The 20,383-nt window shown below is 73.1% G+C and carries 17 protein-coding genes; 4 read left to right on the top strand and 13 right to left on the bottom strand.

Annotated features, from left to right (window positions below; all coding sequences use genetic code 11):
• The first annotated feature begins 106 nt into the window (after nucleotides 1-106).
• From ACFS27_RS19770 to ACFS27_RS19760, 3 genes are read left to right on the top strand one after another with little or no spacing between them, the layout of a single operon-like run.
• Entirely contained in the window at nucleotides 107-1,525 is a 1,419-nt protein-coding gene (locus tag ACFS27_RS19770) for an ABC transporter substrate-binding protein (protein ID WP_377186291.1), read from the top strand.
• Complete coding sequence (locus ACFS27_RS19765; protein ID WP_377186288.1) at nucleotides 1,522-2,457, top strand: carbohydrate ABC transporter permease; 936 nt, start codon at nucleotides 1,522-1,524, stop codon at nucleotides 2,455-2,457. Before ACFS27_RS19770 ends, ACFS27_RS19765 begins: the two co-directional genes overlap by 4 nt.
• Nucleotides 2,454-3,389 carry a carbohydrate ABC transporter permease gene (locus ACFS27_RS19760; RefSeq protein ID WP_377186285.1) on the top strand — a complete coding sequence of 312 codons (936 nt, stop codon included), beginning with the start codon at nucleotides 2,454-2,456 and terminating at the stop codon, nucleotides 3,387-3,389. The genes ACFS27_RS19765 and ACFS27_RS19760 overlap by 4 nt, the downstream gene beginning before the upstream one ends.
• Here ACFS27_RS19760 and ACFS27_RS19755 read toward each other — a convergent pair.
• Genes ACFS27_RS19755 through ACFS27_RS19700 form a run of 12 tightly spaced genes read right to left on the bottom strand, consistent with a single transcriptional unit; the run spans nucleotide 3,304 to nucleotide 17,374 of the window.
• Nucleotides 3,304-5,265 (bottom strand): cytochrome c oxidase assembly protein, encoded by a 1,962-nt coding sequence (locus ACFS27_RS19755; RefSeq protein ID WP_377186282.1) that lies wholly within the window; start codon nucleotides 5,263-5,265, stop codon nucleotides 3,304-3,306. The genes ACFS27_RS19760 and ACFS27_RS19755 overlap by 86 nt on opposite strands.
• Nucleotides 5,262-5,660 (bottom strand): hypothetical protein, encoded by a 399-nt coding sequence (locus ACFS27_RS19750; protein ID WP_377186279.1) that lies wholly within the window; start codon nucleotides 5,658-5,660, stop codon nucleotides 5,262-5,264. Before ACFS27_RS19750 ends, ACFS27_RS19755 begins: the two co-directional genes overlap by 4 nt.
• The gene (locus ACFS27_RS19745) at nucleotides 5,660-6,595 is read right to left on the bottom strand and encodes a cytochrome c-type biogenesis protein CcmH (RefSeq protein ID WP_377186276.1); all 936 of its coding nucleotides are present in this window, start codon (nucleotides 6,593-6,595) and stop codon (nucleotides 5,660-5,662) included. Before ACFS27_RS19745 ends, ACFS27_RS19750 begins: the two co-directional genes overlap by 1 nt.
• On the bottom strand, nucleotides 6,592-9,069 hold the full coding sequence (locus ACFS27_RS19740; RefSeq protein ID WP_377186273.1) for a cytochrome c-type biogenesis CcmF C-terminal domain-containing protein: 2,478 nt from the start codon (nucleotides 9,067-9,069) through the stop codon (nucleotides 6,592-6,594). Before ACFS27_RS19740 ends, ACFS27_RS19745 begins: the two co-directional genes overlap by 4 nt.
• Complete coding sequence (locus ACFS27_RS19735; protein WP_377186270.1) at nucleotides 9,066-9,464, bottom strand: cytochrome c maturation protein CcmE; 399 nt, start codon at nucleotides 9,462-9,464, stop codon at nucleotides 9,066-9,068. Before ACFS27_RS19735 ends, ACFS27_RS19740 begins: the two co-directional genes overlap by 4 nt.
• Nucleotides 9,461-10,234 (bottom strand): cytochrome c biogenesis protein CcsA, encoded by a 774-nt coding sequence (gene ccsA, locus ACFS27_RS19730; protein ID WP_377186267.1) that lies wholly within the window; start codon nucleotides 10,232-10,234, stop codon nucleotides 9,461-9,463. The genes ACFS27_RS19735 and ccsA overlap by 4 nt, the downstream gene beginning before the upstream one ends.
• Complete coding sequence (locus ACFS27_RS19725) at nucleotides 10,231-10,614, bottom strand: hypothetical protein (RefSeq protein WP_377186264.1); 384 nt, start codon at nucleotides 10,612-10,614, stop codon at nucleotides 10,231-10,233. Before ACFS27_RS19725 ends, ccsA begins: the two co-directional genes overlap by 4 nt.
• A 1-nt stretch (nucleotide 10,615) precedes the next feature.
• Nucleotides 10,616-13,147 carry a cytochrome c oxidase subunit I gene (gene ctaD, locus ACFS27_RS19720; protein WP_377186261.1) on the bottom strand — a complete coding sequence of 844 codons (2,532 nt, stop codon included), beginning with the start codon at nucleotides 13,145-13,147 and terminating at the stop codon, nucleotides 10,616-10,618.
• A 3-nt stretch (nucleotides 13,148-13,150) separates the two neighbouring features.
• A complete protein-coding gene (coxB, locus tag ACFS27_RS19715; RefSeq protein WP_377186258.1) occupies nucleotides 13,151-14,167 on the bottom strand; it encodes a cytochrome c oxidase subunit II in 1,017 nt (338 codons plus the stop codon).
• Nucleotides 14,164-14,565 carry a cupredoxin domain-containing protein gene (locus ACFS27_RS19710; protein WP_377186255.1) on the bottom strand — a complete coding sequence of 134 codons (402 nt, stop codon included), beginning with the start codon at nucleotides 14,563-14,565 and terminating at the stop codon, nucleotides 14,164-14,166. Before ACFS27_RS19710 ends, coxB begins: the two co-directional genes overlap by 4 nt.
• A complete protein-coding gene (locus ACFS27_RS19705; protein WP_377186252.1) occupies nucleotides 14,562-16,328 on the bottom strand; it encodes a GMC family oxidoreductase in 1,767 nt (588 codons plus the stop codon). The genes ACFS27_RS19710 and ACFS27_RS19705 overlap by 4 nt, the downstream gene beginning before the upstream one ends.
• 2 nt (nucleotides 16,329-16,330) lie before the next feature.
• Nucleotides 16,331-17,374: a gluconate 2-dehydrogenase subunit 3 family protein gene (locus ACFS27_RS19700; RefSeq protein WP_377186249.1), complete on the bottom strand. Its 1,044-nt coding sequence runs from the start codon at nucleotides 17,372-17,374 to the stop codon at nucleotides 16,331-16,333.
• 277 nt (nucleotides 17,375-17,651) lie between these two features.
• Here ACFS27_RS19700 and ACFS27_RS19695 point away from each other — a divergent pair, with 277 nt between their 5' ends.
• A complete protein-coding gene (locus ACFS27_RS19695; protein ID WP_377186246.1) occupies nucleotides 17,652-18,551 on the top strand; it encodes an alpha/beta fold hydrolase in 900 nt (299 codons plus the stop codon).
• A 40-nt stretch (nucleotides 18,552-18,591) separates the two neighbouring features.
• On the opposite strand, the gene ACFS27_RS19690 is transcribed toward ACFS27_RS19695, so the two are convergent.
• Nucleotides 18,592-20,256, bottom strand: coding sequence for a thiamine pyrophosphate-binding protein (locus ACFS27_RS19690; protein WP_377186243.1), 1,665 nt, complete (start codon nucleotides 20,254-20,256; stop codon nucleotides 18,592-18,594).
• Nucleotides 20,257-20,383 lie beyond the last annotated feature (127 nt).

The raw sequence follows: 20,383 nt of genomic DNA, 5'->3' as shown, positions 1-20,383 counted from the left end.
ACGGTGATGGCCGGCCCGCTTCTCGTGCGAGTGCGTACGCACCGGCACACGATGAACCGGAGCCGGCCGGTCGAGCGGAGCCGGCAGCCCGCACCGAGGAGGTCCCATGTCCGTCCCACGCCAGCGCAGCCCGCATCCGCTTCGTGCGGCCGGCCCGTTCGCAGCCGCAGCGCTCCTCGCGGTGCTCGGGACCACGGGCTGCGCCACCGGGATCGGCGCCGAGGACGGTGCGGGTGCCGACGTCGACTTCGGGGCGTCGCCGTCGCCGGGCGGCACCCTCCAGGTGATGGGGTTCGGCACGGGGGACGAGATCGGCGAGGTGCGCCACGAGCGGGCGACCGAGGCGGTCGGCACCGAGGTCAAGCTGTCCGAGGGCGCGCTCGACCCGCAGGCGTTCCTGTCCGCCGCGGCCGCAGGCAACCCGCCGGACCTCGTCTACGCCGAGCGCGACCAGATCGGTACCTTCGCCTCGCGTGGGGCGATCCTGCCGCTGTCGGCGTGCGTCGAGGAGCAGGGGATCGACACCGACGCGTTCGGCGACCCGGCCCTGGACGAGGTGACCTTCGGGGACGAGCTCTACGGCATCCCCGAGTTCAACATGGTCCAGATCACCATGGCGAACGCCGACCTGCTCGCTGACGCGAACCTGAGCCTTGCCGACGTCGACGGGTCCGACCCGGACGCCGTCCTGGCCGCGACCGAGGCCATGACCCGCCGTGACGGCGGCAAGCTGTCGGTCATCGGCGTCGACTCGAAGCTGCCCGAGTTCCTGCCGCTGTGGGCCAAGGGCCATGGCGCCGACCTCCTGTCCGACGACGGCCGCACCGCGCAGCTGGACGACGACGCGGTGGTGGAGGCGCTCGAACACGCCGTCGCCGTCTACGACGCCCAGGGCGGCTTCCCCGCGGTGAAGACGTACCGCGACTCGGCGGACTTCTTCGGTGCGGGCAACCAGTTCGCGACCGGGCAGCTCGGCGCCATGGCGATGGAGCAGTGGTACGTCAACGTCCTCAACGAGACCTCCCCTGACGCACCGGTGGCGTTCGGCCCCGTCAAGGGTCCCGACGGAGAGACGCACGCCTACGCGACCGGGTCCGCCTGGGCGATCCCGGTCGGGGCCGGGGACCCGGCCACGGCCTGCGCGTACGCAGCCCGCATGACCGAGACCGAGGCCTGGACAGAGGCCGCACAGGTCCGGGCGGACGCGCGGGCGGCCGACGGCCTGGTGTTCACCGGCGTCCTGACCGGCAACGAGGAGGCGGACACCCAGATCCGCGACACCCTCGTGGCCGAGGACCCGCCCGCACCGTGGGACGACGCCATCGACGCGATGTACGAGGCCAACGACCACACCTTCACGCTCCCGGCCAACCCCGCCGGCGCCGAGTTCGAGACCGCCTGGCAGGACGCCGTCAACCGGGTCCTCAACGGCCAGCAGGAGCCCGCAGCGGCGATGGCCAAGGCCCAGGAGGAGGCACAGTCCGCCCTCGACGAGGCGTGGGCGACGTGGGACGAGAAGCAGTGAGGGCAGCGCTCCCCGGCGCGCGCACCCGCCCCAGCGCACGCGCCCGCCGCGAGCGCACCGCCGGCCTGGCGTTCATCAGCCCCTGGATCTTCGGGTTCCTGGTCTTCACGGCCTGGCCCATCCTCTACAGCGGCTACCTCTCCCTGACCGACTACGACGTGCTGACCGACCCGTCGTTCGTGGGCCTGGACAACTACGAGCGCATGGTCGGCGACCCCCAGGTGCGCCTGGCGCTCTGGAACACGCTGCAGTACACGCTGCTGCAGGTGCCCCTGTACGTGCTGGTCGCGCTCGCGCTCGCCCTGCTGCTGCACCAGGCGGGCAGGGCCTCCGGGTTCTTCCGCACCGCGTTCTTCGTGCCCAAGATGACGCCGCCCGTCGCGGTCGGTGTGCTGCTGCTCCTGCTGTTCAACGGCGAGTACGGCCTCGTCAACGAGGCGCTCGGCGCCGTAGGCATCGACGGGCCGAGCTGGACCACCGACCCCGACTGGATCAGACCGGGCCTCGCGCTGGTGAGCCTCTGGTCCGTCGGCGCCGCCGTCGTGATCCTGCTGGCCGCGCTGCAGGACGTGCCCGTCGAGCTGTACGACGCAGCCCGAGTCGACGGCGCCGGCTGGTGGCGCCGCACCCGGACCGTGACGATCCCCATGATCAGCGGCGCCCTGTTCTTCGTGACCGTCGTCAACACCATCGCCGCGTTCCAGATGTTCACCGAGGCCTACTCGGCCTACTTCGGCGCAGGGAACTCGACCTACTCCAACGACGCCGCGCTGTTCTACGTGATCTACCTGTTCCGCGAAGGCTTCGCCGAGCTGCACATGGGGTACGCGTCAGCGCTCGCCTGGCTCCTGTTCGTCGTCATCATGCTGGTCACCGCTGTCCAGCTGCTCGTGTCCCGCAGGCTCGTCTACTACGAGGGGGAGCAGCGATGACGGTCGTGGACGCGGTCCCCGCCGGCGCGGTCCCTGACGGCGCCGCAGGCGGGGTGGGCGGCACTGGCGCACCACCGCCGGACGACCGCCGCGAGGCACACCGTCGGCGACGCCGACTGCGCTGGCTCGTGGTGGCGGCCCTGACGGTACTCGCCCTCGTGTTCGTCTACCCGCTGCTGTGGCTGCTGTCCGCGTCGTTCAAACCGCGGGCCGAGATCTTCGACAACCGCCTGGTGCCCCGGCACCCGACGCTCGAGAACTACCTCACGGTGTGGGAGTCGGCGCCCCTGGCCCTCTGGCTCGGCAACACCCTGGTCGTGACGGCGCTCGCGGCCACGGCGGTGACGGTCTCCAGCGCACTGGTCGCGTGGGGGTTCGCCCACTACCGGTTCAGGGGCCGGGGGCCGCTGTTCGGGCTCGTGCTCGCGACGATGATGCTGCCGGGCGCCGTCACGCTGATCCCGACCTACCTGATCTGGCACCGGCTGGGGTTCGTCGGCACCACCGTGCCGCTGTGGGCGGGCAACTTGTTCGCGAGCGCGTTCTACGTGTTCCTGCTGCGGCAGTTCTTCCTGAGCCTGCCCCGTGAGCCCTTCGAGGCGGCCCGGCTCGACGGTGCGAGCGAGTGGAAGCTGTTCTGGCTCATCGCGGTGCCGCTGTGCAGGCCGGCGCTGGTGCTCACGTTCCTCTTCGAGGCGCAGGCCTCCTGGACCGACCTGCTGCGCCCGCTGGTGTACCTGCAGGACACGGCCACCTTCACCGTGCCGCGAGGGCTCAAGGCGCTGATCGACCAGTTCGGCCCCGGCGGCGAGTCGCAGTGGGAGGTGGTGGTGACGGCGTCGGTCATCACGACGGTGCCGATGATCCTCCTGTTCTTCGCGGGCCAGCGGTACTTCGTGCAGGGGATCGCGACGACGGGGTCGAAGGGCTAGCGGCGAGGGCCGTCCCCCGGCGTGCTGCTCTGCGCTGGTCGCGCTCGTCGGAGGCCGCCCAGCGGGCCGCGATCAGCAGCGCGAGGCCCAGCGGCGGCACCTCGCCGAGTGCCCACACGAGTGCGCCGGCGGCCTGCTGGTCGGTGACGGGGTCGGTGAGCCAGGCAGGCCGCGCCGCTGCCAGGACGGAGGGGGCGAGCACCAGCCGGGAGCTCGTGACGAGGACGAGGCCCAGGCCGGTGTGGAACACCATGGCCGGCGCGAGCATGAGCAGCCGCAGCGGGTACGGCGGTCGGTGCGGCACGGGGTCGGTGCCGATGAGGATCGTCGTGAACGCGTACCCGGCCAGGCCGAAGTGAAGCACCGCCCAGAGGTGCACGACGCCGTTGGTCAGGCTCAGCTCGAACAGCGGGGTGGCGTAGAAGACGGCCATGCTGACCACGACGTTGGCCGTCGCCACCACCGGGTGCAGGAGCACCCGGGCTGCCTTGCTGCCGAGCACGTCGAGCAACAGCTCGCGCGGACCGCTGGGCCTGTCCGTGGTAGGAGGCAGCGCGCGCAGCGCGAGGGTCACCGGCGCTGCCAGGGCCGCGAGCACCGGCAGTACGGTAACCAGCACCATGTGCTGCACCATGTGGGCGCTGACCAGCACGTGGCCGTATGCCGATGGACCACCGCTGGTGACCCACAGCAGCAGGACCATGGCGGCGGTCCAGGCGACCGTCCGGCCGGTCGGCCATCGGTCCCCGCGGCGGGCCAGCCGGACGACCCACCGCAGGTAGGTCACCAGCCCGGCCGTCGCGGCCAGCGCCAGCACCGGCTCCGGGCTCCACCGGGTCAGCGCGGTCGACACCGTGAGCGGCGGCAGCGTACCGGCATCGGGGGAGGGCGGCGGTGGCGCCGAGGTGCCGAGCGCCACGCCCAGCCCGACGGCCGCTGCCAGCACCACCACCTCACCGAGCGCGAGCCGGCCGAGGGGCTGCACACCGCTCGGCGCCGCCCGTGCGAGCAACCGCCGGCGGTGGGCCCAGCCGGCGGCGCCGAGCCCGGCGAACAGAGTCGCCTTCGTCAGGAGCAGGGCGCCCCAGCCGGTGGTCAGGAGGGAGGTGGGGGAGAAGGACCGCTCCAGCACGGGGACCACGCCCGAGGCAGCGACGACGGCGTAGCACCAGCCCGCGATCCGCGAGAACCGCCGGACCGGGGCGAGGGAGGCGACGCCGTCGGACGCGGCCGACCACGGTCCGTAGGCCAGCGCGACAAGCATCAGCAGCCCGCCGGCCCAGATCGTGACCGCCCCGAGGTGGAGCCACAGCGCGGAGGCAGCCCCGTGCCCCGGCCCATGCCCGGCGTGCCCGGCTGCTGCGACCGGAACGAGGGCGAGGAGCGACACCGCGAGGCCGACCGGTGCCCGGCGGGGGCCCGGCACCAGCAGCAGCACGACCGCCACCGCTGCTGCGAGCGCCGCGGCCCAGAGCAGGGACGGTCCGAGGGCCGTGCCGAGGAGCACGCCGATGGCGGGGGTGCCGTCCTCGGCGGTCGTGGAACCGACCACCGCGAGTGCGGTGAGGGGCAGGCAGGCCGCCTGGGCAGTGGCCCAGACCGCGGCGGCGACCGTGGCCGCTCGTACCGCCAGGGCGGCCGCCGTCGGCGCCAGGACTGCTGTCGCCAGCGCCAGCCCGCCGATCGTGACCGTCGCGGCCAGCCGGGCGGCCACCTCGGCGAGCGGCAGACCCCACCGGACGAGGGCAGCAGGGTCGCGTGGCACCAGGTCGGCCATCCCGCCGACGGCCAGTCCCCAGGCGGCTGCGAGCACGGCGGCGGCGAGCGCGACGCCGGACACCGCCGTCAGCGCCGCTGCGGGTGACCGTCGGTTCACGGGTCCTCCGCGACGTCGAGGTCCGCGCTCATGCCGGCGGCGTGGTGCCCGGTGACGCTGCAGATCAGCTCGAGCGTCTCGCCGGGTACGGCGGTGACGGTGAGCTCGTGCCGCTCACCCGCGGCGAGGACCGGTGTCTGCCAGGTGCCGCGCTCGCCGTGCACCACGAGGTCGTGGCCCGTGCCGCCCGTGTTGGTGACGAGCACGGTGAGCTCGCCGGCAGCGGGTACGGCGCCGCCCGTCTCGATGCTCCACTCGGTCAGGCCGACGCGCAGCGTCGACGTGACGACCCCGGACACGCCGGGGTCGGGTGCCCCGTCGCCGGACGTGGTGCAGCCGGCGGCCAGGACGACGGTCAGAAGAGCCGCGGGGAGGGCTCGGGCGGTCCGCCGCATCATGGCTCGTCCGCGGTCGGCTTCTCCGCGGTCGGCTTCTTCCCGCCGCCGTCGCTCGCCGCCCGGTACCGCTCAAGGAGCTCTACCGAGCGCCCGGGGTCGGACGCCTCGAGCACGGACCCGAGCAGGAGGAGGGTCGGCGCGTGGTGGGCGTCGACGGCGAGCGTCCCGTCCAGCACCGGGACCGCCTGACCGGACGAGCCCGTGCGTACGAGCGCGAACGCATGGCGGTAGCGCAGGTCCGGATCCATCGGCCGGAGCCGTACGGCGGCGGCCCACTCGGGTACCGCCTCGTCCGTACGTCCCGCCTTCTCGAGCTGCCGGGCGAGCGCCGCACGCAGCTCCACGCGGCCGGGCTGGTCAGCTGCGGCGTCCTCCAGCACGGCCACGGCGATGTCGGTCCCGCCGGCCGCACCGCTCGCCGCACCGTTCGTCTCCGCCCGGGCGGTGTCGCCAGGGGCAGGCAGCACGCCGGGTGCGAGCCACCAGACGCCGAGCACCGCCACACCGACGGCGGCCGCCGTGGTACCGACGGCGGGCAGGCCGCGCCGTCGGGCGAACCACAGCGCGGCCGTGCCGACCACGACGAGGGGTGCCACCCAGAGCGCCCAGCCCGGGCCCCTTCGTGGCGGTTCGAGCAGCACGTCGTCGCCGTAGGCGTCGGCGAACCACGCCCGCACCTGGTCCGGGGAGCGGCCCGCGTCGAGCTGCTCGGCCACCACCAGGCGCATCGACTCCGCGACGGGCGACGTCGAGTCGGCGACGTGCTCGCCGACGCACGACGGGCAGCGCAGCGTGCTCGCGACCGCACGGGTCTGCTCGCTCGGCGTGGGCGGCTCCCGGCCCGTCAGGGCGACGACCGTCCCGGTCACCGCGACGAGGGCCACGACAGCCGCCAGCACGGCCACGGCCCACGGACGACGACGTCGGCTCATCCGCGCACCTCCGACTCCACGACGGTGTCGATCCACTCGGCGGTGACCGGCCCGGGATGCTGCTCGACGAGGCGGCCCTCGCGGTCGACGAGATAGGTGACCGGAACGCCGCGCAGCCCCCAGGCGACTGACAGGGTGCCCTGCTGGTCCACGATGCTCGGGAACGGCAGCTCGTGCTCGGCGGCGAACCGGCGCGCGGGACCGGGCAGGTCGCGGACGTTGATGCCGAGGATCTCCAGCCCGGAGTCCGCGAGCCTCTCCTGGGCGTCCACGAGCACCGGTATCTCGTCGCGGCACGGGGCGCACCACGAAGCCCACGCGGTGACCAGCACCACGGACCCGCGTAGCTCGGCGACGTCGTACTCCTGGCCGTCGAGGCCCTCGCCGGCCAGCGGTGGTGCCGGGCTCGGCTCGTCCTCGGCCTGGGCGCACCCGGCGAGGCCGAGAACGAGGACCGGCAGTACCAGCACGGTCAGCACCCGTGCCGTGGTGCGTGCCGGCAGGGGGCGGCGGGCGGCCGCGGCCGAGCCGGTGACCGGCCGGCGACCGGCGCCGGGCCCGCCTCGCTCGCCGGGCCGGCGGCCGGGTACGGCCGCCACCACTCCGCCCGCGACGGTGAGCGCTACGCCGGCCCAGAGCCACCCGACCAGCGGAGTCACGGCGAGCCGGACGGTCGCGGTGCCCGAGGCAGGGTCGGCGTCGAGGAGCGTCACGTACACGTCGTCGACGAACCCGCCGCGGATGTCCGGCCCGGCGAGCATCGCGGCGTCATGGGCATACCAGCGCAGCTGAGGACGGGCGGTGCCGACGTGCTGGCCGTCCCGGCCGACGAGGAGCTCGGCCTCCGCCACCTGCCGGCCGGCCTCGTCGAGCCGGTCGAGGCGGACGAGCGTCACCGTGGTGTCCCCGGCGGTCAGCGTCTCGCCGGCGGGCAGCACCGCCTCCCGCACCGTCCCGTGGCTCCCGGCCACGACGGCGACCGCACCCAGCACCACGCCGGTGTGCGCGAGCCAGGAGCCGACCGTGTGCCGGTCGGCTCCGGTCCGGCCGCTGCGCACGGGCACGCCGGCGACGACGGTGAACGTGGCCAGCCCGGACACGACGGCGAGCACGGGGTCGCGGACGGTGATCCCGACGACGCAGCACACCACAGCGCCGACGGCCCCCGGGAGGAGCGGGTGCGGTGCGAGGCGAGACCGGGCGAGCCACGGGGCCGCGGCGAGCAGCACGAGGAGCAGCAGCGCGAACGGCGCCAGCGTGCGCTGGTACCACGGCGGGCCGACGGAGACCCGCTCCCCGGTCAGCAGGAGGAGCGCGCTGGGCAGCAGGGTGCCGACCGCCACCACCACGAGGACGACGATCAGCAGCGCGCGCTGGCCGTCCAGCGCGACGGCCCGGACACCGCCCCGCCTCCGGGAGGCGCCCGACGACACGGCGGGGGAGCGGGCTCGCCCGAGCAGGACCAGCCACGGCACGGTCACCGCACTGAGCACGGCCGCCAGGACCGGGCCGAGCGTCGACGTCGTGAACGCGTGGACGGACTCCACGATCCCGGACCGCGTGACGAGCTGGGCCAGCACCACGAGCACGAACCCCAGACCGGACAGCACGACCGCCCACGTGCGCCACCGTCCGCTCCGTGTGCGCGGACCCACGGCGTGCAGCAGCGTGGTCGAGGCGAGCCACGGCAGCAGCGACGCGTTCTCCACCGGGTCCCAGGCCCAGTAGCCGCCCCAGCCGAGCACGGCGTAGGACCACCACGCCCCGAGCCCGACGCCGGCAGTCAGCAACGTCCACGCCCCGACGTTCCACGCCCGGGTGGTCGCTGCCCAGCCTCGCGGCAGCCGGCGCCGGACGAGCGCCGTCACGGACAGCGCGTAGGGCACGGCCAGGGCCGCGAACCCGCCGTAGAGCAGAGGAGGGTGCATCCCCATGGCCACGTGGTCACGCAGCAGCGGGCTGGGCGACCCGCCCGACCCGCTCGACGTCGTGAACGGCGACGCCACCAGGGACACCACGCAGAACAGCGCGATCGTGGCCGCGAGCACGCACAGGACCGCCGAGCGGTCGACCGGCTCCAGCCGGTGAGTCGTGGCGGTGGCGACCACGGCAGCGGCCCCGAGAGCGGCAAGCCACAGCAGCAGCGATCCCTCCAGCGCGGACCAGAGCGCCGTCGTGCGGTAGTACGCCGACATGCCGGCGTCCGTCACCCGCTGCACGTACGGCCACGTCGTCTCCTGCCGCAGCAGGGCGATCTCGAGGAGCACGGCGGCGGCGGTGATCGCCGCGGCGCTCCCGACCAGTGCGTGCGCGCCGAACCGGGCGGGCCGGCGGGTGGGCGGTCGCGGGGTCCCGTCCGGCGTCCCTGCCGCAGGGACCTGCGCGGCAGCCCCGAACGCGACCGCGGCGGTGACCGCAGCGGCCAGCGCAATGAGCAGCAGGACCGTGCCGCTCGCCATGAGGCCGGCCGTCATGACGGGTCCTCGGGCGGCCGGTACTCGTTCGAGTGCCGTAGCAGCACGGACCGGGCGTGGAGCACCTGCCCGTCGAGCACGCCCTCGACGACCGCGCCCTCGCCCTCGCGGACCGTCGCGGGCAGCGCGCCCGCATAACGCACGGTCACGTCCGTTGCGCCGTCGGTCAGGACGAACGAGGTCCCGGCCGGCGCCTCCACCACGCTGCCCTTCACCACCAGGCCCCCAAGCCGTACGTCGCGCTCCGGGCTGCCCTGCGCCGTCAGCTCGCTGGGCGTCCCCCAGTACGTGAGCCCGTCCTGGGACGCGGAGGCCAGCAGACCGACGAGGCCGAGCGCGGCGACGACGAGCACCACCCAGGCGCGCCGTCGACCAGGCGGAAGGGCAGGTCTCATGACAGCACCCGGAGCGAGGTGGCCGGCTCTCCGGCGTCCGTGTCCAGGACGTTCCGGCCGACGACGTCCGGGTCGGTGGGCAGGGCGTACCGCCGGCTTCGCGCGAGCACGACGGCTGCCGTCACCAGCAGGCACGCCACCACCGACGCCGCGAGCGCCCACGCCATGGCCGGGGCGATCGGCGCCCCGGCACCGGGCGCGAGGAGCGTGGGCGGCTGATGGAGCGTGCGCCACCACACCACCGACAGGTGCACCACGGGGACCAGGACGAAGCCGAGCACGCCGACGAGTCCTGCGGCGCGTCGTCCCGTGCGTCCCGCGGCGAGCGCCAGGGCAGCGAGGAAGGCCACGTACACCAGGCCCATCGCCACGGTGGTCGTGACCCGGGCGTCCCACACCCACCAGGTGCCCCAGGTCTGTGCGCCCCAGACGCTGCCGGTGACCAGGGTCAGGCCCGTGAGCACCACGCCGGCCTCCGCTGCCGCCCGCGCGGTGGCCACGGACCGGACCGCGCCACGCAGCACCACGGGAAGGTTCGCGACGAGCACGACCGCGAAGCACGCGTACGCCGACCACGCGGCCGGGACGTGCAGGTACATCCAGCGCTGCGCGTCACCCTGCACGGCGTCGGGCGGCGCGACGACGAGGGCGAGGACCAGGGCGAGCACCGTGCTCGTGGCGGCGGCCGCCGCCAGCACCCGGCCACCGCGCGGTGCGCCAGAGGAGTAGTGGTTGTGCCTCGTGCGCTGACTCATGGTGCGCTGACTCATGCGCAGACCTCCAGGACGAGCGGGTTGGCGGCCACCAGGACGATCCCCGCCCCGAAGCCGACGGACAGCAGGACTCCCAGCAGACCGAGAAAGCTCAGCGGCGACGAGCGTTCGACGTCCGGGGCCGCCCGTCGGTGCACGCGCCATGCCACGCCCCCGGCGGCCAGGACCAGCACCAGCAGCACCACGTCGAGGCCCACCACGATGGCGCCGATCATGGTGGCCGGAGGCGGGTGGCCGGCGCTGGCGTAGGCGGTGCAGGCGAAGTCCTGCACCACGTAGGACAGCCCGAGGGCGCACAACCAGGCGACGGGCGGGACGAGGACGCCGGCGACGGCGTGGCCAACGGAGCAGGATCTGCTGGGTCCTGTCGCGGCCATGTCAGAGCACCGCCACGGGGAGCAGGTCACTGGCGGCCCACGCCACCGCCCACACGACGAGCACCCCGGTCCAGAGGACCGCGGCGTTCTGCAGCATGATCCGGGGGCGGACGTCGCGTGTGTGCGTCAAGCGGGCCACGAGGGCGGACACCGTGAGTCCCAGACCGAGAACCGTCGCCAGCGCCAGCGTGCCGACGAGCATGAGCACCCCGGAGTCGTAGGCGTGCGCCGTGTGGTCCAGGCCCCCGGCCGGCCACTGGGCGACGGTCAGGGCCAGCGCCACCGTTCCGGCGAACGCCGTCGTCCCGACGGCCGCCAGGTGGGCGGTGCGTGCGACCGGCGTGGCGTGGTGCTCGAGGGGACCCTGGCGCGACCCCCACCAGGACGCCGTGATCGCGACCAGCAGGGCGAGCCCGGTCCCCGCCGACAGCCACGGCGTGCCGAGCGTCGCGCCATCCGGCCACACCGGGGCGTTGACCTGGAGGAAGAGCATGCTGAACGCGACGGTCACGACGGCGACCACGAGCACCACGGCCGCCATCGTCGCTCCCCACCAGCCGGGCGACCGTGGCCCCGGGGCCTCGACCGGGTACTCGCCGCCCACCGGCTCCTTGGCCTCGCCGGCGCCGAGGTCCCGCTCGTTCTGGAGCTCCCACGCCACGAGGGCGGCCACGATCACGAGCACGCTCGCGCCCACCACCCAGCTATTCTCCAGGAGCAGCCCGACGGCCGCGAGCGCGAGCCCGCCGGCGGCCGGCAGCGGCCAGATGCTGGGGCCGGCCTGGACCGCCGCGGTGTCCGGCCGGGCGCTCAGCACGGTCGTGAAGGGTGTGGCACGCACGTTCTGCGGGGCATGGTCGAAGACGGCGGCCATCCGGTCGAGCTCCGGGTCGTCCGGCGGCCGGTCCCACAGCGGTGCCCGGCCGCTCACCACCGGGATCCGGGCGAAGTTGGACGCCGAGGGGGGTGAGTCGGTCGCCCACTCGAGCGTGTCGGCCCTCCAGGGGTCGGGTCCCGACCGCTCCCCGCGGCGCAGCGCGCCCAGCAGGGTGACCGCGGTCAGCACGAGGCCGGCGGCGAACACGAACGCGCCGATGGTGGAGAGGAAGTTCAGCAGGCCGACGCCGAGCCCTGCGTCGTAGGTGAACACGCGGCGGGGCATGCCCCACATCCCGGTCAGGTGCATGGGGAAGAACGTGAGGTGGAAGCCGACGAACGCCAGCCAGAAGCTCACCTTGCCGAGCCGGGCCGACGGCATCCGGCCCGTGAACTTGGGCCACCAGTGGAACAGGCCCGCGAGGACGGGGAACAGCATGCCGCCGATCAGCACGTAGTGGAAGTGCGCGACGACGAAGTAGGTGTCGTGCACCTGAGCGTCGAACGGCGCGGACGCGACCATGACGCCGGTGATGCCGCCCGCGACGAACGTGAACAGGAAGCCGAGCGAGAAGAGCATCGGGACGGTGAGGCGCGGACGGCCCGACCAGAGCGTCGCCAGCCAGGCGACCACCTGCACGCCGGACGCCACGCTGATCGACATGCTCGCCGCGGTGAAGAACGACAGGGTCACGGGCGGCAGCCCGGTCGTGTACATGTGGTGCACCCACAGGCCCAGGCTCATGATCGCGGTCACGACCACCGCGGCGACCACGAACGGGTAGCCCACGAGCCGGTGGCGGGAGTGCACGGGGATCACCTGGCTGATGATGGCCGCGCCGGGCAGGAACATGACGTAGACCTCGGGGTGTCCGAAGATCCAGAACAGGTGCTGCCACAGCAGCGGGTCGCCGCCACGGTCCGTCTCGAAGAAGGCGGTACCGATGTTGCGGTCGAGCTCGAGGAGCAGCGAGCCGACCAGCAGGGGTACGAAGGCCAGGATGATCATGGCCGCGACGCACAGCATGGTCCACGCGAAGATGGGCATGCGGTCCAGGGACATCCCGGGCGCACGCATGGCCAGCACCACCACGATCATCTCGATCGCCGCGCCGATCGCCGCCAGCTCGGCCAGCGCCAGACCGAACAGCCAGATGTCCATGGCCTTGTCGGCGAACTCCGGCCCGGACAGCGGGACGTAGGCGAACCAGCCGGCGTCGGGCACCATGCCGACGAGGAAGCTGCTGTACAGAATGATCCCTGCGAGCAGGTAGCACCAGTAGTTGAACGTGTTGTACCGGGCGAACGGCATGTCGCGCGAACCGAGCACCAGGGGCAGCAGGTACGCCGCCAGACCTTCGAGGAACGGCACGGCGAAGAGGAACATCATGGTCGTGCCGTGCATGGTGAACAGCTCGTTGTACGTCTGGGCGGAGAGCACCTGCTGCTCGGGCTGTGCGAGCTGCACACGCATGAGCAGGGCCTGGAAGCCGCCCACGAAGAAGAACACGAACGCGGTGACCATGTAGCGGGTGCCCACGGACTTGTGCTGCACCGACGTCAGGGCCCGGCGCCATCCGCGCGGCCGGGCCCAGACCTCCTCGAAGCGTGCCCGCGCCTCGGCCGTCGGCCCTGGGTGCCGGTCCGTCGTCGTCACGCGCTACTCCAGGCTCTCGAGATAGGCGATGAGGTCGTCCAGCTCGTCGTCCTCCAGCTCGGTGCCCGGCATGGCGTTGCCCGGCTTGACGTCCTGGGGGTGCTCGATCCAGCGGGCCAGGCTCTCGCGGTCGTTGGGCAGCACGCCGGCGCCGATCATCTGCCGGCTCGCCAGGTGCGTCAGGTCCGGCCCGAGCGTGCCCTGGGCCTCCGTACCGGCGACGGTGTGGCAGTAGACGCAGGACGACGACATGAAGATCTCCCGGCCTGCGATCTCGTCCGAGGCTGGTCCGGCGGCGGGCCCGGGACCGCTCTCGACGTCGTCGCCGTCGCCCTGGGCGGGGTCGGCCTGCTCGGCGGGCCGGGCCTGCGCCTCGAGCCAGCCGGCGTACTCCGGCTCGTCGTGGGCGACCACCACGAACCGCATCCAGGCGTGCTGGAGACCGCAGTACTCGGCGCACTGGCCCCAGTAGGTCCCCGGTTCGTCGGCGCTGAGCGTCAGCACGTTGGTCTCACCGGGTACGAGGTCCACCTTGCCGCTGAGCTGCGGCACCCAGAAGCTGTGGATGACGTCCGGGCTCGTCAGCTCGACACGAACGTCCTGTCCGGTGGGGATGTGGATCTCGTTGGCTGTCTCCACCTGATGCTCCGGGTAGCGCACCTCCCACCAGTACTGCTTTCCGTCGACCTCGACGACCGTCGTCGCGTCGGCGCCGCTGCCGGTGCTGCCGGTGTCGCGGAGCACCAGCACCGAGTCGGCCATGACCCCGATGATGACCAGCGCGGGCACGACCGCCCCCAGCACCCCCACGACCAGGTGCTCGTTGCCTTGCGTCGCCTCGGGGACGTCGCCGGCCCGCTCGGCGCCGCGCCGACGCCGCAGGACGGCGATGAACGCTACCGTCACGACCACCACCCAGACGGCGGACCCAGCGATCAGCATCAGCTGCCAGTGGCTGTCGACCCGGCTGGCGTCGTCGCTGGCCGGCGGGAACATCGACTGGATCCGGGCATCGATCATGAGGGCTCCTCCACCTCGATGGTCGTGACGGTCCGCGTGCCGGTGCCGGCCAGCACCGCCTCCACCACGTACTCGCCGGGGACCTCGAGCCGTGCCGCGAAGGTGGCACCGGCCACGAGGCGGCCGGAGTCGAGGGGAGCCGCACCCTCTGGAACGGCCGGAGCGTCGCCGTCGAGTCCGAGGGACACGACCCGCTGGGGCCGGTCGGACCGGTTGACGAACCGCACCTCGCCACCGGTCGCCGTCTCGAGGCGTACGGGATCGAGGCCCGCCGTGGTGATTCGTACCTCCGCGGGCGGTGGCGTGCCGCTCTCGGCACATGCCGACACCCCGGCGACGGCGACGGCGACCGCTGCAGCGCCCGTCCATGCCCGGGCCGACCTCCCGGCGCGGGTCACAGCAGCTCTCCGGGCCGGGCGAAGTAGCGGTCCCGGAGAGCGTCGGCCGTACGCAGCGCCAGCGCGCCCACCGTGCCGCTCGGGTTGGCCCCTGGGTTCTGGGGGAACAGGGCGGCGCCGGTGACGAACACGTTGGGTGTGTCCCACACCTGGCCGTAGCTGTTCGTCACGCTCTCGCCCGGGTCCCGGCCCATGATGGCTCCGCCCGTCGGATGGGTGCTCTGGTACTCGTCGATCCGGTACGGGCCCAGCTCGCGAGACACACTGACCCGGTCGGCGCCCATCGCGCGGACTATCTCCGCGCAGCGATCAGCCAGGAAGCGGTGCATGGCGCGTTCGTTGTCCCGCCAGTCGAACGTGATGCGCAGCATCGGTAGACCCCACTCGTCCCGGTAGGTGGGGTCGAGGTCCAGAAAGTTCCCGGCGTAGGCAGGGCTGTCTCCCTCGATGCCGACGGTGCCGACGCGGTCCCAGGAACGGCCGAGCATCGACTTCCACCCAGCGCCCCACTGCCGGTCGACGAGGCCGTCGAGCAGCGTGCTGGAAGAGCTGATCGGCTCCCGCTGGCCGGCCTCGGCGTAGATGCGAGCGCCACCCAGGAAGTCGAGGTCTGCGTGATCGAAGTTGTCCGCGTTGTAGTCGTGGATCTGAGCGGTGGTGCACCCGTTGCCCATGAAGAAGTTGAAGTTCTCGTTCTCCCACAGTCCCTTGGCCGGCGCCTGGTTGATCTGGTAGCTGTAGTTGCGCCCGACCTGCCCGCGGTCGTTGCCGATTCCCTCCGGGTGCGCGTCCCCTCGGGAGAGGAGCAGCTCCCGGACGTTCTCGAGCGTGAACGCCGAGCAGACCACCACCTCTGCCCGCTGGACGTGCTCCTCACCGCGGCGGTCGACGTACCGCACGCCGGTTGCGCGCCCGTCGTCAGCGGTCTCGATCCGCAGCACCCGGCAGCCCGTCCGTACCTCGTACCGTCCGGTGTCCAGTGCCGGCGGCAGCCAGGTCGTCAGCGGGCTCGTCTTGGCACCGACCTCACAGCCGTACCGGGTACAGAAGCCGCAGTACAAGCAGCCCGCCCGGGTGTTGCCGTACGGATCGGTGTACCCCTGCGACAGGATGCCCGCCGGGGTCGGGAAAGGATGCAGGTCCAGGCCCTCGCAGGCGTCGGTGAACAGCTGGCCGAACTTGCTCCGGGCGAGCGGCGGGTTCGGGTAGGGACGGTTGCGTCGTCCCTCGAAGGGGTTTCCGCCGGGCAGGATCTCGCCGCCGAGGTTCCCGGCCCGGCCGGACACGCCCATGTCGTACTCGAGCCGGTCGTAGAACGGCTCGAGGTCGTCGTAGCCGATCGGCCAGTCCTGGGTGGTCATGTCCTGCGGGATCCGGTGCCGGCCGTACTTCTCCTCGTTGAGGCTGCGGTAGCGAAAGTCGTCCGGCAGGAACCGCCAGGTCAGCGCGGTCCAGTGCACCATGGAGCCGCCGAGCCCCTGTCCGGGGTGGAAGGTGCCGAACTGCCGGTACGGCAGCGACGGCGAGCGCGTGTCGGGACGCCAGGTCCACGTGGTCCGTGAGAGGTCCTGCATCATCGCGTAGCGGTTGGCGAAGCGAAGCGAGTCGTGGTTGTGGGCGAAGTCGGGATAGGTCCACTGGGCCGGTCCCTGCTCCAGCGACACCATCCGGAGCGACGTCGTCGGCAGGATCTGCGACGCGAGGATCGAAGCGGTCATGCCGCCACCGATCGTCACGATGTCCACCGCGTCGTGCTGCCTCATCCTCAGCCCTCCCCGACGCCGTGGTGGGGCCGTTCGAGCGCGGGCTCGCCACCGTCGGGACGGTCCGGGTTCATGACGGGCAGCCCGTGCATCGACCGAGGCTGCTTGTCCGTGCCGTGGAGCATCTCGTCCGGCGAGTAGGAGCGCTGCGCCGCCGGCCACCCGACGAGCCGCCAACCCGCCAGGTCCTGGTTGCCGCCGTACACAGGGTCGGCGAACATGCCCTCGATCGTGTCCGTGCGCACCATCGAGAAGAAGCCGCCTGGATCGACCGCGCCGAACACCTCTTCGGCCTGGTCCAGCACGTCGTCGCTGGTTGTCACCACGCCGGCCCCTGCGTCGCTCGTGGCGTCCCCGGCCGCCTCGCCGGTGATCTGGTCGGCGGCCTCGCTGCGCTGGTTGCAGTCGTCGAGCACGACGAGGATCTCGTCCTGGCGGTCCTGCCCGAGGTCGGCGAAGAAGCGGCCGAACCGGGTCTGCGCGTACCGGTCGAGGGCCGCGAGGCCCAGCCGGTAGGTGTCCCGGGGGACCCGGCTGCCCTGATACCCGTACCGGTAGAGCTGTGCCTCCGCGACAGGCACCTCGCCCTGCTCCACCTCGTCCGGGGACCTCTCGTACGCGGCGGCGTACGGTCCGTGCGTGTAGGTGGGCTCGGCGTAGGGGGCGAAGTCGGCGAGCTTGCCGTCGATGTACGTCGCTACACCCATCTGGACCGCACCGGGATCCTGGTCGTCGCCCGGCACGAGGCGCGCGAGCATCGCCTCGAGGAGCCGCACCTCCTGGTCGGTGAGGAAGCGAGGACCCTTCGGGGTCTCGTCGGGCGGGAGCGGAGGCCGATCGGGCTGGTGGACGTCGTCCGCGGTGGCGGCGGTGCCGGTGGACCGGGTCGCGTCGGGCGTGCAGCCGACGAGCGTGGCTCCACCCACGAGCCCGGCGCCGCCGAGCACCGACAGGGACTTGAGCACGGAGCGCCTGGTCACCGTCGGCGCAGGTCCGGTGCGCGCACCGCTCCCGCCGGCCTGGGGCCTGGTCTCGTCAGCGGTCATCGGATCACCCCGAGCGGATCGGTCGACGTCTACGGCGTTCTGTCGGCCGTTCGACGCTAGCAACGCCCCCGTCACTCGCAAGCGGTCCGGTCGGCCACGCCCACCATCGCGTTCGAGCACGCGGGCATGTAGCCGCCGTGGCCCAGAGCTGCTTCCGTTGCGAGGTCGGCGGGTCCTGGTGATGGTGGTGGAGGAGAGCGAGTGGTCTGCGGCGTGGACTGACCAGGTGGGCTGCGCCGCGCCGCATGACCGTCGAGACCTCCCGGGAGCAGCGACCATGGACACCCCTTCGTCAGCCACTGACCGCGCCGTCCGGCACCGCACCCTCGAGCTGGACGGACTGAGGGTGTTCTACCGCGAGGCCGGACCCCGGGACGGTCCGGTCGTCCTCCTTCCGCACGGCTATCCGTGCTCGTCGTACGAGTTCCGGAACCTGATGCCGGCGCTGGCCGACCGCTGGCGCACGATCGCCCCCGACTTTCCGGGCTTCGGGTACAGCGACACACCTGGCCCCGAGAACTTCGAGTACACCTTCGACGGGTACGCGCACTTCCTGGACCGGTTCGCCAACCGGCTCGGCCTGGGTCGCTACGCCCTGTACCTGCACGACTACGGCTCGCAGATCGGCCTGCGTCTGGCGATCAGGGCGCCCCAGCGTGTGCGGGCGCTGATCATCCAGAACGGCGACATCTACGAGGACGAGCTGGGGCCGAAGTACCAGGGCTTGCAGGACTACTGGCGGGACCCGACGCCCGAGGGGCGCGCGATGCTGGAGGACGCGGTGACCGAGGCGGGCTTCCGCGAGGAGTTCCTCAACGACGTGCGGGACGAGCTCGCCGAGCTGATCCCGCCCGAGCTGTGGGCCCTGGCCTGGGCTCAGCTCCGGCAGCCCGAGCGCCGCCGCATCATGGTCGGGCTGATGGAGGGTCTGCGCGAGAACCTCGACTGGTTCCCCCGGTACCAGGCCTACCTCCGTCAGTACCGGCCCCCGACGCTCATCGCCTGGGGTCCGCAGGACGGGTACATGCCCGAGGGCTCGGCCCGGGCCTACCTGCGCGACCTGCCGGATGCCGAGCTGCACCTCCTGGACGGCGGCCACTGGGCGCTGGAGACCAACCTCGAGCAGGTCGTCGCGCTGTCGCGCGAGTTCCTCGCGAGGGCGCATCCAGGCCCCTGACGCCGACCGCCCTCGCTCCCTCCGGTGGTCGGCGGTCGCTCTAAGCGGTGCGGTTCGCCCGCAGGATCTCCTCCTGGTACGGGGCGACGACGTCGCCCGAGACCCGGCAGTCGAGCAGCAGGAAGCGGCGGTCGGTCACGGGCTCGGAGGTCCACTTCGCCAACCGGTCGAGGTCGGCGAGCGTGCGCACGACGACGCCTTCCGCGCCGACCGCTGCGGCGAGCGCCGCGAAGTCGGTCTCCGGGATGAGCATCGGCTCCTTCGTGATGCCCTGCCGCCCGTAAACGTGCACCTCGGCGCCGTAGGCGGCGTCGTTCCAGACGACGGCGATGCCGCGTCCGCCGGCGGTGCGCACAGCGGTCTCCAGGTCGGCGAGCGCCATGAGCCCGCCGCCGTCGCCGGTGGTGAGCACGACCGCGGCGTCGGGGCGGGCAGCAGCGGCACCGGCGACGCTGGGGAAGCCGAGCCCGATGGACTGGTAGGCGGTGCCGACCATCACCATGCGGTCGGGGGCGGCGACCGGCCAGTACATGTTGGCCCAGCCGATGAAGTGCCCGCCGTCGGAGACGACGACGCGGTCGGTGGGCAGCAGGCTCGCGAGGCGGTGCGCGACGGTGCGCGGGTCGAGGCGCCCGTCCGGCGCGATCCCGTCCGCCGGTCCGGTCTCGTAGCGGCGGGCCGCTGCGACGTCCACCGTCTCGCGCCAGCCGGACGGAGTGGCTCCCATGGCCTGGAGCTCGTCCACGAGGATGCGGGTCACGAGCGCGGCGTCGCCCCGGACGAAGCCGCCGACGTGCCGGTGGGTCGCTGCGGGCGCGGTGTCCACCTGGACCACGCGTGTGCCCGGCGCGAACAGGTCGCCGAAGCGCATCGTGAACTGGTTGAGCGACGCACCGACCACGACGGCGACGTCGGCCTCGCGCACCAGCTCCATCGCGCGCTCCGCGCCGAAGCCGCCCGCGACGCCGAGGTCGTAGCGGCCGTCGGGGAAGACGCCGCGGCCCAGCGCGGTGGTCGCCGTCAGGGAGCCGGTCGCATCCGCGAGCCGGCCGAGCGCCTGGCTCGCGCCGGCGAGCCAGGCGCCGCGGCCGGCGAGCAGCAGCGGCCGCTCGGCGGCGGCGAGGCGCTTGGCCAGGTCGGTGATGGCGGCGGCGTCGAACGGCCCTGCCGGTGCCATCGGCTGGGGCAGCGAGGGCTCCGGTGCCTCGGGGACCGGGCCGGCCTCCAGCGCCGCGACGTCGTAGGGGATGGCCAGCACCACGGGCACGCGGTACGTCAGGGAGTGCTCGATGGCGATGACGCTCGTGGCGGCGGCGTCCGCGCGGCCCACCGTATAGGTGCGGGCGCCGACGGCGGCCGCGAGCGCGATCTGGTCGACGTCCCACGGGCGCGGGCCCGACGTCGGCTCGTCGCCCGCGAGCAGGACCAGGGGCACCCGGGCCGCCGCGGCCTCGGCGAGCGCGGTGAGCGCGTTGGTGAAGCCGGCGCCGTAGGTGGCGGTGGCGGCGGCGATGCGGCCCGACGCGCGGAAGTGGGCGTCGGCGGCGACCACTCCGCCTGCCTCGTGGCGGACGGCGGTGAACTGCGCGGTCGTCGAGCGCTCGAGGGCGTCGAGGAACCAGGCGTTGCCGTTGCCCATCACGCCGAAGACGTGGTCGACGTGGCGGGCGACGGTACGGGCGACGTGGGCGGAAACGGTGGGCACGGGGCCTCCAGGGAAACAGTGACGGATGAGTGGTGCGGTCCGTATGTGTCCCGTGCGGGCCCGGCTCCGGGCCCGTCGCGCGCCCCTTTTTCGAGCGCAGGCGGTGTGGTCCGAGGTGGTCCGCCTT

It is taken from the genome of Promicromonospora vindobonensis, from assembly GCF_042685865.1.
In the GTDB taxonomy this organism is placed as follows: domain Bacteria; phylum Actinomycetota; class Actinomycetes; order Actinomycetales; family Cellulomonadaceae; genus Promicromonospora; species Promicromonospora vindobonensis.
This window is presented reverse-complemented; position numbering and strand designations above follow the sequence as displayed.